The organism is Haloechinothrix salitolerans (genome assembly GCF_042662605.1).
Lineage (GTDB): Bacteria > Actinomycetota > Actinomycetes > Mycobacteriales > Pseudonocardiaceae > Haloechinothrix_A > Haloechinothrix_A salitolerans.
In genome coordinates this window covers 4743692-4758513 of the sequence record NZ_JBHSXX010000001.1, presented here as the reverse complement: position 1 = coordinate 4758513, position 14822 = coordinate 4743692, and the positions used below count along the sequence as shown (strand labels likewise).

The following is a 14822-nucleotide window of genomic DNA, read 5'->3' as shown; positions in this document are numbered from 1 at the left end:
ACGCTGTATCGCCCGCTCGGGACGCCGTATCCCTCGCTCGCGACGGTAGCTAGCCGCGCTCAGTACAGCGGGTTCGGCAGGTTCGGCGCGGTGGCGAGGGGCTTGCCCGCGATGCGGAGCATGCGGTCGATCGACGTCCCCGCGACGACACCGGGCGCGTACTTGTCGCCGACGACGAGGTGCGTCAGGTTACCCGCGGCTTCGCCGGTCGCCTCTCGCACGGCGGAGCCGGAGTCGCCCGGTGTGGCCGCGCCATCCCAGGCGAACGCGTCGCCCCCGTTCTCGCCCGAGCCGCGATAGACCACGACACCGGCACGCGGCGTGCCGCCGGTGCCGATCACGAGGCCGTGGCCCGCGTGCTCGACCAGATCACCGAAGCGGGGGTCGCCTTTCGACGTCGGGCCGCCGAAGTACGCCATCGACGGGGTCACGTACTGCTGCATGGCGGGGTAGATGTCGATCAGCGCGAAGTCGTTGCCTATCCCGTTGTCGACGCTCTTGACGGTCTCGCCGATGTTCATCAGCACGCCGGGCGCGGCGATGAGCGTGACCTCGTCGCCGACCTCGGTGCAGTGCCCGGCCGTGCCAATCGAGTAGTTGCCTGCGCTGCCGAAAACGAAGTTCGTCGTGCACCCGGCTGGCGCGATGATCCACGCGCCGGGCCGGATGCCGGTGAAGGCGAGTCCGCTTGTCGGGTAGTCGACGGCGTCTGGGATCGGGACACTCTCGCCCTGTTTGCCCGCCGCGACGACCTTCGTGTGGAGTGCGTCGGTGTACCAGTCGGGTTTCGGAGCGATCAGTTCGCTGACGATCGCACCGGCGAACGGACCATCCGATCCGGTCGACACGGTGCCGCCCGCGTGTGGGGCGCTCACCGTCGCCATCGTCATCACCGTGGCCAGCGCGATCAGCGCCCGCGTGAACTTCATGTGCCTGTCAACGACGTCTAATGGCGTGAAGTTACGACGCGATCGCCCGCGTGGGACACCGCGTCGGGAACTGGGGACACTTACCGCCGGATGTCGTCGTCGCGACGGAGCGTGCGATCCGGACAACTCGCGATCATCGGGCTGGACACCACGAGGTCGTGCTGGAAGCCAGCCGTCGTCCGCAGGTTCCGGCCAAACACGCTGCCATCGACCACCGCGCCGGAGATCACCTGCATCTCCCGTTCGTGGTAGTAGCGGCAGTTGTCGAACCGCACCGCAAGCTCCACGTGCCGCGTCTCACCGGCGGGCACGGTCACCGGTAGTGGCGTGCCGTCCGACGTCACCGACGTCACGCTGGCGAGCGGACGCGGCTCGTCCGACAGTTGGACATCGCGGACGGTCACGGGCAGCCAGCCGTCGTTGACCAGCGGGAACGTCATGGTGAACGTATCGCCGTGCTCGTAGGCCAGCACATCGCTGCCGCGCTCACCGAACGTAGGCACGGCAACGTGCGCGTCGTCCGGCATCGTCGGCGACGTCCCGCCCGCGAAGTGCGCCAGTGACGGCAGTGCCACGTAGGCGGCCACGGCGAGCGCCGCGAGCAGTAGCCCGCTCGCGGCAACCCACCTGCGCCGGGTGGACCTGCGCCGAATGATCCGGCGCCATGTCGCCCGACGCCACATCACAACGTCCCGGCACGCTTGCGACGCCACGCCACTAGACCGAGTGCCGCTGCCGCCAGCAGCACGCCGATCCCGCTCGCGGTGGTGGCCTGTGACGGCATCGACATCGTGCTCAGCGAGCCTTCCGACGAACCCGGCCGAGGCGGCGTGTCCATCCAGTCACACCCCACCGGGTCCGGGTTGGACTCCCGGTTGTACTGCGAACACGGCAGCAGCTGCGCGGACTTCACCACGTTGCCGATCGGCCACATCGATCCGGTCGGACAGCCCGGCAACCCACGTGGATCGATGGCGTTGTGCGTGATCTCCGCCCCTGGAGCGGCGAGGTTGCTGTCCCAGCAGTTGCCGTTGCCCGAGTCGTCCCACCAGAAGTCCAGTCCGTTGGGCAACACCGCGCCGCCCGGCTGGTAGCCCATCTGGTTCTTGGTGAACGCGTTGCGGTGTGGGTTGTCCTGTTGCGTCGTCGGGTCGTATTCGCCTCGGATCGCCGCTGGCGCCCAGAACAGCATGACACCGTTGCGCCAGTTGTCGTAGATCTCGTTGGACGTCACGAAGTTGTGGTTGCCGCCCGCGATCATCACGCCCGTGCCGACCGGCACGGGGAACGCTGGGCACACCACTCCGTCCTCGTGCCCGCGATCGGCGGGTTTCTCCGCCGTGCAGGGGCCGCCTTCCTGCACGTTCGGGTAGTAGTTGACGTTGTTGGAATAGATCTGGTTGTCCTTTAGCCATGCGTGATCCTGCGGCATGCCAGGGTGGTCCCCGACGACAGAGTCGGTCACGTAGCCCGCCCCGTTGTGGTGGACGTCGTTGCCGTGGAAGTACACCGAATTGCCTGCCGTGCCGGAGAACCCGAGCGCGTTGTGGTGGGTGTCGCAGCCGGTGATCTCTACCGACCACCGTTGCAGTGGCCCGGTGTTCGTGTCCTGCGAGTTCACGTCCGCGGGCGAGCCGGGATACACGCCGGAATCGCCGTTGTACGACGTCTCGCAGTCGGTGATGAGACCGTGGTCCGAGGTGAACGTCAGGATGCCGTAGAGGTCGTTCTTTCGTGCGACGACGTCGTCCAGCGCGTAGCCGTCGGTTTCGTGCACATAGATGGCGTTCTCGCGGAAAAGCTCGAAGGTCACGTTCGCTAGGTAGAAGCCGTCCGCCCGGTCCGCCTTGAGTCCGTTGTGCTTGACCCAGTCGCCGTTCTCGCGGAATCCGCCCGTGAACGTGACGTCGTCCGCGTCGTCACCGGTGCCTTCGATTTGCAGGTCACACCGCGCGTTGTCACAGGTGATGTCCGGGTCGTCGGGGTCGTCTCCCGTGATCGTGACGAGGTTGACGACCTCGCCGCACGTGGTCATCAGCACGTAGTCGACAACGCCACCGTCGTAATCCTTGGTGCACGGAGGATCCCACGATGGTTCCTCGCGGTACTCGCCCGGAAGGACGTAGATGTTCGTGCCTTGCTCGGCCACGGCGTTCACCGCCGCTTGCAGGTGCTGGAACTCGCACTGGGCGAGCAGTTGCCGGTTGAAGCGCCGCAGCCGAGGATCCGCAAGCTGTCGGATTCGTTGCCGTGAGTCTGGTTTGCACACTACGAGGACGTCGGCGGCCTCATCGAGACCGCGGTGCACCGGGACGCTGCCGTCGCCGGGCGGGAACTGCGACTCGCGTTCCTCGTGCGCCAACGCGGGCGTGGCCGCGCCGAACAACAGCGCCACCACCAGGGTGATCAGGCTGGTACAGCGGAACATGACAACCTCCTTGACGACTAGCGCGCCCGGCTGGAACGGACCTGCGCCACTCGGTCGTGTCGGTCAAACCGCACGCGCAGGGAGCGATCCCTCGCGAGGCAGTAGGTGAAGGTGCGGTTGTCACGCGAGGCCGGTTGGCCCAGCGCGCGCAGCACCTCGGGCGGGGTCATGCCCGGCGCGACGCGGGTGGCGTCGCTGTCTGTGAGGTCTCCAACGTCGTCCCGGCAGGAATCCGGTGCGATGCCGATGGCGCGCTCCCACATCTGCAGGTACGCCTCCGGCCCGCGTACCATGTCTTCGACGATCTGGTCGCCCGCCTGCATCCGCAGGTCCTCGATCCAATCCGGGTAGAGGCCGTAGTGCGCGACACCGTCGATGTTGACGTCGAACGTCCGCTCGCCACTGACCTGCCGGTGGATCGTGGCGCCGCCGAATCCGGTGAACGGATACTCCACCTTCGTGGGAGTGTCGCCGCGCGGTGCGCCTTGCGCGCCGAACCCGTTGGTGTCCGAGCCATAGCCGAAGCCGAAGTAGAATCGGTCGTCGGCCCACTCCCGGTGTTCGCGCCACTTCGCCACGAAGTCCTCGGAGTCACCCGCATACGGTGTGACCACGCCGCCAAGCTCGTAGACGCGTGGGTAAACCGTCTTGTCCGCCCAGCTGTGGCTGGAGATCACGCCGGAGTAACCCTTGCGCTCCAGCAGGTCGAGCGCCTGGTCGGCGGCTTTGGCGCTCATGTGGTCCGGGTCGAACACCATGCCGCGCTCGATCAACCGGTTCAGCGCGTGCTCGCCTAGCTCCGACAGGCCCCGGACGTTGCAGTGCGGCCCTTCCGGGTACAGCGGCGCCGCGCCACTGGTACCAGTCGCGGCCAGAATCGCGCCGAAGATCGAGTCGCGTCCGGTGAGTTCCTTCGGAGCGCCCGAGTCGTCGGGGATGTTGTGCTGCGTGTGGTCGTGCGCGTGAGCGTGTTCGCAGTTGCGCATCTGCCAGAACTCCCCGGTGGCGTAGGCGTTGCCGCTGTTGACGATGACGCCGGTGGTGCCAGCGTCGCCCTTGACGCCGGTCAGCGCGTTGTCGAACTTGTTGACCAGCTCCATCTGCCGGACGCCGAGGTCGTACAGCTCGTCGACGGCACGGTCGATTTGCGTGCGGTCGCAGGTGGGCATGCCGACTCGCAGCCCGCAGTCGAACGGCACCGACAGTTCGATGCCGAGCACCAGGGCGAGCTTGCCCGCGTTGGCGACACGGCGTGCCTCGAACGGGTCGTCCACGACCCGAAGCCAGCCCTCGCCGGGCCCGCCGTGCTGCGCGTCGATGTAGCGCTCCAGTTGCCGGACGCGCTTGGCCTGCAACACTGCACTGTCCATCTCGTTGCAGTCGTTGCGTTTGAACGGGTACTGCTCGCACAGCGCGTGGTTCTCCACGAGCAGGTTGGTCACCATGCGAAGCCCGCCGCGCCAGGCGCGTTCCAGCCACCGGTAGTAGACCTGCTCGTAGGTGAGCGAGTCGTGCGCGGGCCAGTCGTGGAACGTCGGCCAGCCCCGCGTGTCGTGGCCCGCGATCGGATCGCGGCCAGAGAGCACCGTCTCCAGCACGTGTGTGCGTCCGCCGGACGCCTCGTGTTCCTTACAGCCCCGCAAGGCCTCGGTGACACCGAAGCGATGCCACGGCCTGCCGCAGCGTGCCCTGCCGCCGACGAACTCGAACGCCATGCCGTGCAGGTGGCCGTCGAGGAAGCCGCGTACCTCGCCGTACGGCGTCTCGCCTGTCGCGACCGGCCCGGTGACGTTGACGTCGGCCTCCGGCCACGGCGCGCAGCCGGTGGCGCGGTGGAAGGTGATCGTGGTGGCGTCGGCTTCGTGCGGGGTGAGGCTTAGCGCACCGTCATCGTCGACGGTGAGCCACGCGTCGAGCGCCGGGAGGATGAGGTGGAAGCCGCCGGGTGCGTCGGTGATGCGCCAGTCGGCGAGCTCGCTCGGTTCGGCCGCGGTGACGATACGCGCGCCCCTGCCGCTCGCGGTGCCGAGCGGGCCCTCGGCGAGCTTGTCCGCGACGTCTCCGGTGGTGCCTTTGGTGAGCCCGTCGACCATGGCGCCCGCCGAGTTGTCCAGCGCGCCGCCGAGCGCCCTGCCGAGCTCGCCGTCTGACGCGGCGAGGAAGTCGCGCTCGGTGCCGAACAGCAGGTATCGTCCCAGGTCAGTGGCTTGCAGGTGCCACGGCTCAGCCTCGGCGCGGGAGGTCGCGGTCGCGGTGTTCTCAGTGCGGGTGAGGTAGTTACCGTCGGGCGTCTGCGCGGTGAAACAGCCGCCCGCGAGCGCGTAGCGGTCGGTCGGGGCGGGTTGTGCGCTCGTCGGTGGACCGGGGCTCACCAGGGCTGCCACCAACGCCGCGATGACCGCTGTCCGAACTCCGCGCACCAGTACCGCCTCCGTTCGTGAGCCAGGCCACTGACGGCCGTATAGCTCGACCAACGAGCAAGCGTCGCACGCCGTTACGGATAATTTGAAGGAATTTCATAATATTGGCCCAGTCGGCGTTGTTGATCTTTGATGTGTTGGGTACAAAGATCGGCGCCGACGAATCCGGCATCTGGAGCGCAGGACACGACGTCGTGAATGCCGAATACAGCGTCCTGAGTGCCGGACACAGCGTCGGGAGCGCAGGACACGACGTCGTGAATGCCGAATACAGCGTCCTGAGTGCCGGACACAGCGTCGGGAACGCAGGACACGGCGTCTCGAATGCCGAATACAGCGTCGGGAACGTCGGACACAGTGTCGGGAGTGTCGGACACAACCGCGCTAGGGCGTGCCGTAGCCGCCGCCTCCTGGCGTCTCGACGATCAGGACCTCGCCCGCGGCGAGGTCGGCGGAGCCGCAACCCGGCAGGTCCTCGATAGTGTCATCCGTGCGCTGTACCCGGTTCCGCCCCAACGCACCCGGCGAGCCGCCTGCCATGCCGTACGGCGGCACCCGGCGGTGTCCGGACAGTGTCGACACCGTCATCGGCTCGGTGAACCGAAGCTTGCGCACCGCGCCGTCGCCGCCGCGCCACCGTCCCGCGCCGCCACTGCCGCGCCGCACCGCGAACTCCTCCACTCGCACCGGGTAGCGCCACTCCAACACTTCCGGGTCGGTTAACCGCGAGTTCGTCATGTGTGTCTGCACTACCGGCGCGCCGTCGAAGCCGTCGCCGGCGCCCGAACCGGACGCCAGCGTTTCGTAGTACTGGTGTCGGTCGTTGCCGAACGTCACGTTGTTCATCGTCCCCGCGCCCTCGGCTTGCGCGCCGAGCGCGGCGTACAGCGCGCCGGTGATCGCTTGCGACGTCTCGACATTGCCCGCCACGACCGCCGCCGGGTACTCCGGCGAAAGCATCGACGCGGGCGGGATCACCAGCCGCAGCGGCCGCAGGCAGCCGTCGTTGAGCGGGATGTCATCCGATACGAGCGTGCGGAACACGTACAGCACGGCTGCCGTCACCACCGCCGACGGTGCGTTGAAGTTCGTCGGCAACTGTGCCGTGGTGCCGGTGAAGTCGATCGTGGCCGACCGCGCCGCACGGTCGACAGTGATGCGCACCGCGATCGTGGCGCCGGAGTCCATCTCGTAGACGTATTCACCATCGGTGAGCGTGTCGATGACACCACGTACCGCTTCCTCAGCGTTGTCCTGCACGTGCCGCATGTACGCCTGCACGACGTCGAGCCCGAAATGCTCGATCATCGTCCCGACTTCGTCGACGCCCTTCTGGTTGGCCGCGATCTGCGCGCGCAGGTCCGCGAGGTTGGTCTCGGGGTTCCGCGAGGGATACGCCGCCTCGGTCAGCAGCCGCCGCGTCTCGTCCTCGAGGAACCGGCCTTGCGACACCAGCAGCCAGTTGTCGAACAGGACGCCTTCCTCGTGGACATCGCTGCTGTGCGCGGGCATCGACCCCGGCGTGAGGCCACCGATCTCGGCGTGGTGCCCGCGGGATGCCACGTAGAACAGCACTTCGTCGCCGGACGACGAGAACACCGGCGTGATGACCGTGACGTCGGGCAGGTGCGTGCCGCCGTGGTACGGGTCGTTGACGGCGTACACGTCGCCGGGGCGCATCTCGCCCGCGCGCCGCCGCACGACCTCCTTGACGCTGGTGCCCATCGAACCAAGGTGCACCGGGATATGCGGTGCGTTCGCGATGAGGTTGCCGTCCGGGTCGAACAGCGCGCAGGAGAAGTCCAGCCGCTCCTTGATGTTCACCGACTGCGCGGTGGACTCCAACCGGGTGCCCATCTGCTCGGCGATCGACATGAACAGGTTGTTGAAGATCTCCAGCAACACCGGATCGACCTCGGTGACGTTGAGATCGCTTCCCGCGCGCGGCGCCACCCGCTCGACGACGAGATGGCCCTGCGTGTTGACCTGCGCCTGCCAGCCGTCATCCACCACGGTCGTGCTGTTGGCCTCCGCGATGACGGCCGGACCGGTCACGATGCTTTCCGGGTCCTCCGGCCGCAGTGCGTCGCGTCTGTACAGCGGAGCGTCCTGCCAGCCCTCCGAGCCGTAGAGGCGCACCGTCTCGGGTTCCGCCGCGTCCACTTCGGGACGTGCCAGGGCGAGGTCTGGTTGCTCCGTCAGCCCAGTCGCCTCGATCGACAGCGCCTCCACGACCAGCGGGCGGTCCATCAGGAACGAGTACATCGCCTTATGCGCCTGCTCGAACTCCGCCACCATCGCGTCGACGTCGTCCAACGCGACGGTCACCGTGGTGTCGGTGCCGTCGTAGCGCACGTGCGCTCGCCGCACGGTGCGTATTCGCTCGGCCGGGATGCCTTCGTCGCGCAGCTCCGTCTCGGCGTCGCCCACCAGTGTGTCGGCCTCCGCGCGCAGTTGGGGCACGGCCTCGGCCGAGAGCCGCAGCTCCATCGACTGTTCGCGCATCACGGTGGTGTCCGCCAGCCCGATTCCCAGCGCGGACAGCACCCCGGCCATCGGCGGCACCAGGACGGTATCGATGCCGAGCGAGTCCGCGACGGCGCAGGCGTGCTGCGCACCCGCGCCGCCGAACGTGGTCAGCGCGTAGCGGGTGACGTCGTGTCCTTTCTGGACCGAGATGCGCTTGACGGCGTTAGCCATGTTCGCCACCGCGATCCGCAGGAACCCGGCCGCGACCTCCTCCGGCCCCCGTACGTCCCCGGTGGCTGCCTTGATCTCTCCGGCCAGTTCGGTGAACCGCTCCCGCACCACGTCGACGTCGAGGGGTTGGTCGCCGCTCGCGCCGAAGACGTGCGGGAAATGCGTGGGCTGCACCCTGCCGAGCATCACGTTGGCGTCGGTGACGGTCAGCGGCCCACCCTTGCGATAGCACGCGGGGCCGGGGTCAGCGCCCGCCGAGTCCGGCCCGACCCGGTAGCGGCTGCCGTCGAAGTGCAGGATCGAGCCGCCGCCCGCCGCGACCGTGTGGATGTCAAGCATTGGCGCGCGCAGCCGAACCCCACCGACCTCGGTGTGGAACACCCGCTCGTACTCACCGGCGAAATGCGACACGTCCGTGGACGTACCGCCCATGTCGAAGCCGATCACTTGTTCGTAGCCCGCGAGCTGCGACATCCGCACCATGCCGACGATCCCACCGGCTGGCCCGGACAGGATCGCGTCCTTGCCTCGGAAGTGGTGCGCCTCGGCCAGCCCGCCGTTGGACTGCATGAACATCAGGCGCGATTCGGGGGCTGAGGCTGCCTCGCCGTTGAGTTCACTCCCAACCTGATCCACGTAACGACCCAGCACGGGGGAGAGGTAGGCGTCCACGACGGCGGTGTCACCTCGTGGCACCAGCTTCATGAGCGGGCTCGCCTCGGCGGAACGGGACACTTGCGCGAAGCCGACGTCCGCGGCCACCTCAGCGATGCGCCGCTCGTGTTCCGGATACAGATGGCTGTGCAGGCAGACGACGGCGACCGCGCGGATGCCCGCGTCGTGGGCATCGCGCAGGTCCCGTCGTAGCGTGTCGGCATCGGGTGCGCGCAGCACTGTGCCGTCGGCGGCGACGCGCTCGTCGACCTCGATCACCCGCTCGTAGAGCGCGCTCGGCAACTCGATCCGCCGCGCGAAGATGCGCGGGCGGTTCTGGTAGCCGATCCGCAGCGCGTCACCGAAACCACGTGTGATGACCAGCGCCGTGCGCTCGCCGGTGCGCTCCAGCAGCGCGTTGGTGGCGACCGTCGTCCCCATCCGCACGGACTCGACGTCGGCGGCGGGAACCGGGTCGTTCTCGCCGATACCGAGCAGGACCCGGATGCCAGCCACCGCGGCGTCACGGTAGTGCGCCGGGTTGTCGGAGAGCAGCTTGTGCGTCTCGAGGGTGCCGTCGGGACGTCGGGCGACGATGTCGGTGAACGTGCCACCCCGGTCGATCCAGAACTGCCAGCCAGAACTCACGTAGGTAAACCCCGAGGGACTAGAGACGTTCGGTCAGTGCGTCGGCGGCCGAGAGCAAGTCGGACGCCCAGCGCACGCCCGGCTTGCGGCCGATGCGCTCGATCGGGCCCGACACCGACACCGCCGCGACGACCGTGCCTGTCGAGTCCCGTACGGGCGCGGACACGCTCGCCACACCGGGCTCGCGCTCGGCGACGCTCTGTGCCCAGCCGCGCCTGCGTACCTCGAGCAACGTGCGCTCCCCGAATACGGCGTCGGCCAGGATGCCACGTTGTGTCGTGGGATCGGACCAGGCGGCGAGTACCTTCGCGCCGGAGCCCGCTGTCATCGGCAGCCGCGCGCCGACAGGGACGGTGTCGCGCAGCCCGCTCGGGGGCTCCGCGGTGGCGACGCACACCCGCTGCGCGCCGTCGCGCCGGTAGAGCTGCACGCTCTCGCCGGTTATGTCTCGCAACTTGGGAAGCACGGAAGCGGCGGCGTCCAGCAGCGGATCGGTGGCTCCTCCCGCCAGTTCGGCGAGCGCGGTGCCTGGGCGCCAGCGTCCATCCGGTGTGCGCCGCAGCATCCGGTGCATCTCGAGTCCCACCGCGAGCCGATGCGCCGTCGCCCTTGGCAGGCCGGTCTTCGCGCACAGCTCCGCGAGCCCGCACGGTTCGGTCGCCACGGCCTGCAGCACGGCGACGGCTTTGTCGAGCACCCCGATACCGCTGGACAGCTTGGTGGCTGTGCCGGGCGATACGGGTGTCTCCTGACCTGTATGCTGTCCCACAGCGCGATACTATAATCCCGAATCGTGGGATGTCCAGATGCTGAGAAGTAGTCTAGGGCGTAGCGATCGGTGCACGCTAGGAGGAACCTCATGACGGCGACGGGCCGCACATTGGCCGAGAAGGTGTGGGACGCACACGTGGTGCGCCGCGGCGACGGCGCCGAACCCGACATCCTCTACATCGATCTGCATCTGGTGCACGAGGTGACCAGCCCGCAGGCGTTCGACGGGCTACGGCTCGCCGGCCGTCCTGTGCGTCGCCCCGATTTGACGATCGCTACCGAGGACCACAACGTCCCGACGACGTGGACGCTCGACCCCTCGCGGAAGTCCGCTGACATCGAGGCGATCGAGGACCCAGTCTCGCGCACGCAGGTCAGCACCCTGCGCAAGAACTGCGAGGAGTTCGGTGTCCGGCTGCACCCGATGGGCGACGCCGAGCAAGGCATCGTGCACGTCATCGGCCCGCAGCTCGGTTTGACGCAGCCCGGCATGACGGTGGTGTGTGGCGACAGCCACACTTCGACGCACGGCGCGTTCGGTGCGATGGCGTTCGGTATCGGCACCTCAGAGGTGGAGCATGTGCTGGCCACTCAGACGTTGCCGCTGCGTCCGTTCAAGACCATGGCGGTCAACGTCACCGGCAAGCTGCGTCCCGGCGTGACGGCGAAAGACATCATCCTCGCCGTGATCGCGAAGATCGGTACCGGGGGCGGGCAAGGCTACGTGCTGGAGTACCGGGGCGAGGCCATCGAATCGTTGTCGATGGAAGCGCGGATGACGATCTGCAACATGTCGATCGAAGCGGGCGCTCGCGCGGGCATGATCGCGCCGGACGAGACGACGTTCGAGTACCTCAAGGGCCGTCCGCACGCGCCGCGTGGTGCGGACTGGGACGAGGCGGTCGCGGCGTGGCGTGCGCTGGCCACCGACGACGACGCGGAGTTCGACACCGAGGTCGAGATCAACGCCGACGAGCTGACGCCGTTCGTCACGTGGGGCACTAACCCTGGGCAAGGCTTGCCGCTTGGCGAGTCGGTGCCGGATCCGGAGCAGATCGCGGACGAGACCGCGCGGTACTCCGCCGAGAAGGCGCTCGCGTACATGGACCTGAAGCCGGGCACGCCACTGCGGGACATCGCGGTGGACACGGTGTTCCTCGGTTCCTGCACCAACGGCCGTATCGAGGATCTGCGCGCCGCGGCGGAAGTGTTGTCCGGGCACAAGGTCGCCGATGGTGTGCGAATGCTCGTGGTGCCTGGCTCGATGCGCGTGCGCCAACTGGCTGAGGAAGAGGGCCTGGACAAGGTGTTCCTTGACGCGGGTGCGGAGTGGCGACAGGCAGGATGCTCGATGTGCCTCGGCATGAACCCGGACCAGCTCGAGCCGGGGGAGCGCAGCGCGTCGACGTCGAACCGCAACTTCGAGGGCAGGCAAGGCAAGGGCGGCCGTACCCACCTGGTGTCACCGCTCGTGGCAGCGGCGACGGCGGTGCGAGGAACTCTGTCGTCTCCGGAGGACCTGCTCGCAGGGTCCGACCATTAGGCGCGAGGACCTGTAGGTCCCCAGACTTCTCAAGGAGAGCACTCATGGAACCGTTTACCGTGCACACCGGGGTCGGTGTCCCGCTGCGGCGTTCTAATGTAGACACCGATCAGATCATTCCGGCCGTCTATCTCAAGCGGGTCACCCGCACTGGGTTCGAGGACGGCCTGTTCGCCGCGTGGCGTACTGACGAGCACTTCGTGCTGAACCAGGACGCCTTCCGCGATGGCAGTGTGCTCGTCGCGGGACCCGACTTCGGGACGGGTTCCTCGCGTGAGCACGCCGTCTGGGCGCTGATGAACTACGGTTTCCGGGTCGTCATCTCGTCGCGTTTCGCCGATATCTTCCGCGGGAACTCGGGCAAGCAGGGGCTGCTTGCCGCCGAGTGCGAGCAGTCTGATGTAGAGCAGCTTTGGAAGATTCTTGAGAACGAACCCGGCACTGAGGTGACCGTGGATCTGCGGGAAAAGACGGTCAGCGCCAAGGACTTCACCGCGTCGTTCCGGATCGATGATTACACCCGCTGGCGGCTGTTAGAGGGGCTGGATGACATCGCGTTGACCTTGCGGTACGCGGACGATATCGCCGCTTTTGAGGGTTCTCGCCCGAGCTATAAACCGACGACGACTGCGGTCGCTGACGCTTAACGGGTATCGCTAACGTTCACCCGTAGGGGTTTTTTCCGGTCACACAAGGCAATTACGGCTGTGTCGTGTGGCCATCTCGTGATTTGAGTAATAGCGTGCCATTCAAGTCGGTCCGTGAGGCCGTGAACAACTGCAGTTCTCCGGAGGACTCGTATGGCCAACAAGTCAGAAGTCGTCGAGGCACTCGCTGATCGTCTCGGCGATAAGAAGGTCGCTGCCGAGGCGGTTGATGGTCTCGTCGACATCATCGTGCGCCGAGTGAACAAGGGCGAGAAGGTGACGATCACGGGCTTCGGCGCGTTCGAGAAGCGCCCGAGGGCTGCCCGCACGGCTCGGAATCCTCGCACTGGCGAGGCGGTGCGCTTGAAGAAGACCAACGTGCCCGCCTTCAAGGCAGGCACGATGTTCCGTGAGGTCGTTGGCGGGCAGCGTAAGTTGCCCAAGGCGCCAGCCAAGCGCGCGTCCGCCGCGTCCACGACGGGGCGGACCGCCTCCACCACGGCGAGCAAGACGTCGCGCGCGGGGGCGAAGCCCGCCGCTTCGCGGTCGACGACCGCGAAGAAGGCACCTGCGACGGCGACGAAGTCGGCTGGTACGCGGTCGACGACCAAGCGTGCGACGACAGCGAAGTCGGCATCGAAGGCAGCGCCGAAGACCGCGACCAAGTCCGCGACGCGGACCACGGCGAAGGCGCCTGCCAAGACGGCGGCGAAGTCAACGACACGCACGGCTGCCAAGGCGCCCGCGAAGTCAACGAAGTCGACCGCCAAGGCTCCGGCCAAGGCGACGACCAAGTCGACCACGTCGAAGGCGTCCACCGCCAAGACGGCGACCAAGTCGACAACACGGTCGACCGCTAAGGCGGCGCCGAAGACCACGTCGAAGTCGACGGCGTCGAAGGCGAGCAAGACGGCGCCGAAGAAGTCGACCACGTCGAAGGCGAGTACCGCCAAGAAGGCGACCGCCACCACCAAGAAAAAGAAGTAGGAGCCAGGCCGTCAGTGCGTCACTTGGGAATCGTGACGCACTGACGGCCTGGGCCGACTTCCCATCGCCACGACTCCAGCGGCGGCGCACCGCGATCGGCGTACCACCGAACGGCGGCAAGCACCTCGTCGGCGAGTAGTCGTGGCCCGGTTTGCCGCACGGTGATGTGGTCGCCGCTAGCGCCGTGCTCGATGTGTGCCCATGACGACGTCATCGGGTCGCTGAGTTCCACGCCGGCTCGGGTGAGACCGGCGTGGTCTTCCGCGATTATCGCGTCCTGATAGCGGCACGACGGCACCGCGATCGCCACCGCACAACGCCAGGCGGGATGTCGCAGCAGGTCCGCGACGTCGATTGTCGTGTGGCTGACATCGACGTCCGATCGCGGGGTACGGGAGCGAGCAGGGACGGTCGGCAGTGGAGTGATGCGCTCCATGCTGGCTGAATCGGCCGTGCCCGCGGCTACTCCGTCGGATCCGATGTCGAACCGTACGAGCGGACCGGTCGTGAATTCGGTGCTTAGTCGCGCCACGAGTACACCACCGGGTCGGGTTCCGGTGACGGCGGTGTACGGCACCCTGCCAAGGGGCACTGGGGTACTCAGCAGGACGCGATCCCATAGCTGTGGTGGCTCCGGCACATCGGACGGTTCGCGCCGGAGCACCGTGACGTTGATGAGTCCGTTACCGTAGCGTGCTTCTCTGCCCGAGGCGATCAGCCGTTCCCGTGCCTGACTCGCGACGTCAACGTCGGCTTCGGTGGTGACGACATCGCCGGTCCTGCCGACGAGTTCGGACAATACGGCCGCCGTGTAGCCGGAGCCGGTGCCGACCTCCAGCACGCGGTCGCCAGGCCGCGCGCCGAGTAGCCGCAGCATCTGGTTCACCGTGGTCGCTGATGGCGGTTGCCGTGACTTCGTGGCGAAGCCTGCCCTGTCTACCGCCGCGAACGCGGCCTCATACCTGGCGTTCGGGCGCGCGTCCGCGCCTGTCCCCGTGGTGCTCGTGGTGTGCGCCGCCGTCCGCGGGTACCTGACCACCACACCAGTGCCGTCCTCTGTTGCCACCAATCCCCCTTCGCCGCTTGGCGCGCGTT

10 protein-coding genes are annotated in these 14822 nt (G+C 67.6%); 3 read left to right on the top strand and 7 right to left on the bottom strand.

From position 1 onward, the window contains the following. Positions 1-59: 59 nt before the first annotated feature. The 6 genes from ACFQGD_RS22530 to ACFQGD_RS22505 all read right to left on the bottom strand — a co-directional run bounded on the left by ACFQGD_RS22530 (position 60) and on the right by ACFQGD_RS22505 (position 10548). Positions 60-929, bottom strand: coding sequence for a chymotrypsin family serine protease (locus ACFQGD_RS22530; RefSeq protein ID WP_345404025.1), 870 nt, complete (start codon positions 927-929; stop codon positions 60-62). An 80-nt stretch (positions 930-1009) separates the two neighbouring features. Next, complete coding sequence (locus ACFQGD_RS22525; protein ID WP_345404023.1) at positions 1010-1612, bottom strand: hypothetical protein; 603 nt, start codon at positions 1610-1612, stop codon at positions 1010-1012. Next, on the bottom strand, positions 1612-3357 hold the full coding sequence (locus ACFQGD_RS22520; protein ID WP_345404021.1) for a right-handed parallel beta-helix repeat-containing protein: 1746 nt from the start codon (positions 3355-3357) through the stop codon (positions 1612-1614). Before ACFQGD_RS22520 ends, ACFQGD_RS22525 begins: the two co-directional genes overlap by 1 nt. A gap of 17 nt (positions 3358-3374) precedes the next feature. Further along, positions 3375-5777, bottom strand: coding sequence for a hypothetical protein (locus ACFQGD_RS22515; RefSeq protein WP_345404019.1), 2403 nt, complete (start codon positions 5775-5777; stop codon positions 3375-3377). A 384-nt stretch (positions 5778-6161) separates the two neighbouring features. Then, positions 6162-9779, bottom strand: a complete 3618-nt coding sequence (locus ACFQGD_RS22510; protein WP_345404016.1) for a hydantoinase B/oxoprolinase family protein — start codon at positions 9777-9779, stop codon at positions 6162-6164. A 19-nt stretch (positions 9780-9798) separates the two neighbouring features. Continuing rightward, positions 9799-10548 carry an IclR family transcriptional regulator gene (locus tag ACFQGD_RS22505; RefSeq protein ID WP_345404013.1) on the bottom strand — a complete coding sequence of 250 codons (750 nt, stop codon included), beginning with the start codon at positions 10546-10548 and terminating at the stop codon, positions 9799-9801. A gap of 90 nt (positions 10549-10638) precedes the next feature. Between ACFQGD_RS22505 and leuC the strand changes: the two genes are divergently transcribed. The 3 genes from leuC (at position 10639) to ACFQGD_RS22490 (ending at position 13727) form a co-directional block, all read left to right on the top strand. Beyond that, on the top strand, positions 10639-12093 hold the full coding sequence (gene leuC / locus ACFQGD_RS22500; RefSeq protein ID WP_345404010.1) for a 3-isopropylmalate dehydratase large subunit: 1455 nt from the start codon (positions 10639-10641) through the stop codon (positions 12091-12093). Positions 12094-12137: 44 nt separating this feature from the next. Further along, on the top strand, positions 12138-12740 hold the full coding sequence (gene leuD / locus ACFQGD_RS22495; protein ID WP_345404007.1) for a 3-isopropylmalate dehydratase small subunit: 603 nt from the start codon (positions 12138-12140) through the stop codon (positions 12738-12740). Between the two features lie 153 nt (positions 12741-12893). Next, a complete protein-coding gene (locus ACFQGD_RS22490) occupies positions 12894-13727 on the top strand; it encodes an HU family DNA-binding protein (protein WP_345404005.1) in 834 nt (277 codons plus the stop codon). A gap of 19 nt (positions 13728-13746) precedes the next feature. Here ACFQGD_RS22490 and ACFQGD_RS22485 read toward each other — a convergent pair whose 3' ends face one another. Next, positions 13747-14793 (bottom strand): protein-L-isoaspartate O-methyltransferase family protein, encoded by a 1047-nt coding sequence (locus ACFQGD_RS22485; protein ID WP_345404002.1) that lies wholly within the window; start codon positions 14791-14793, stop codon positions 13747-13749. Positions 14794-14822: the final 29 nt, after the last annotated feature.

What these genes read in the sequence shown, in the direction of transcription:
- ACFQGD_RS22530 (WP_345404025.1), bottom strand. Translation starts at nt 929, where the DNA reads ATGAAGTTCACGCGGGCGCTGATCGCGCTGGCCACGGTGATGACGATG.
- ACFQGD_RS22525 (WP_345404023.1), bottom strand. Translation starts at nt 1,612, where the DNA reads ATGTGGCGTCGGGCGACATGGCGCCGGATCATTCGGCGCAGGTCCACC.
- ACFQGD_RS22520 (WP_345404021.1), bottom strand. Translation starts at nt 3,357, where the DNA reads ATGTTCCGCTGTACCAGCCTGATCACCCTGGTGGTGGCGCTGTTGTTC.
- leuC (WP_345404010.1), top strand. Translation starts at nt 10,639, where the DNA reads ATGACGGCGACGGGCCGCACATTGGCCGAGAAGGTGTGGGACGCACAC.
- leuD (WP_345404007.1), top strand. Translation starts at nt 12,138, where the DNA reads ATGGAACCGTTTACCGTGCACACCGGGGTCGGTGTCCCGCTGCGGCGT.
- ACFQGD_RS22490 (WP_345404005.1), top strand. Translation starts at nt 12,894, where the DNA reads ATGGCCAACAAGTCAGAAGTCGTCGAGGCACTCGCTGATCGTCTCGGC.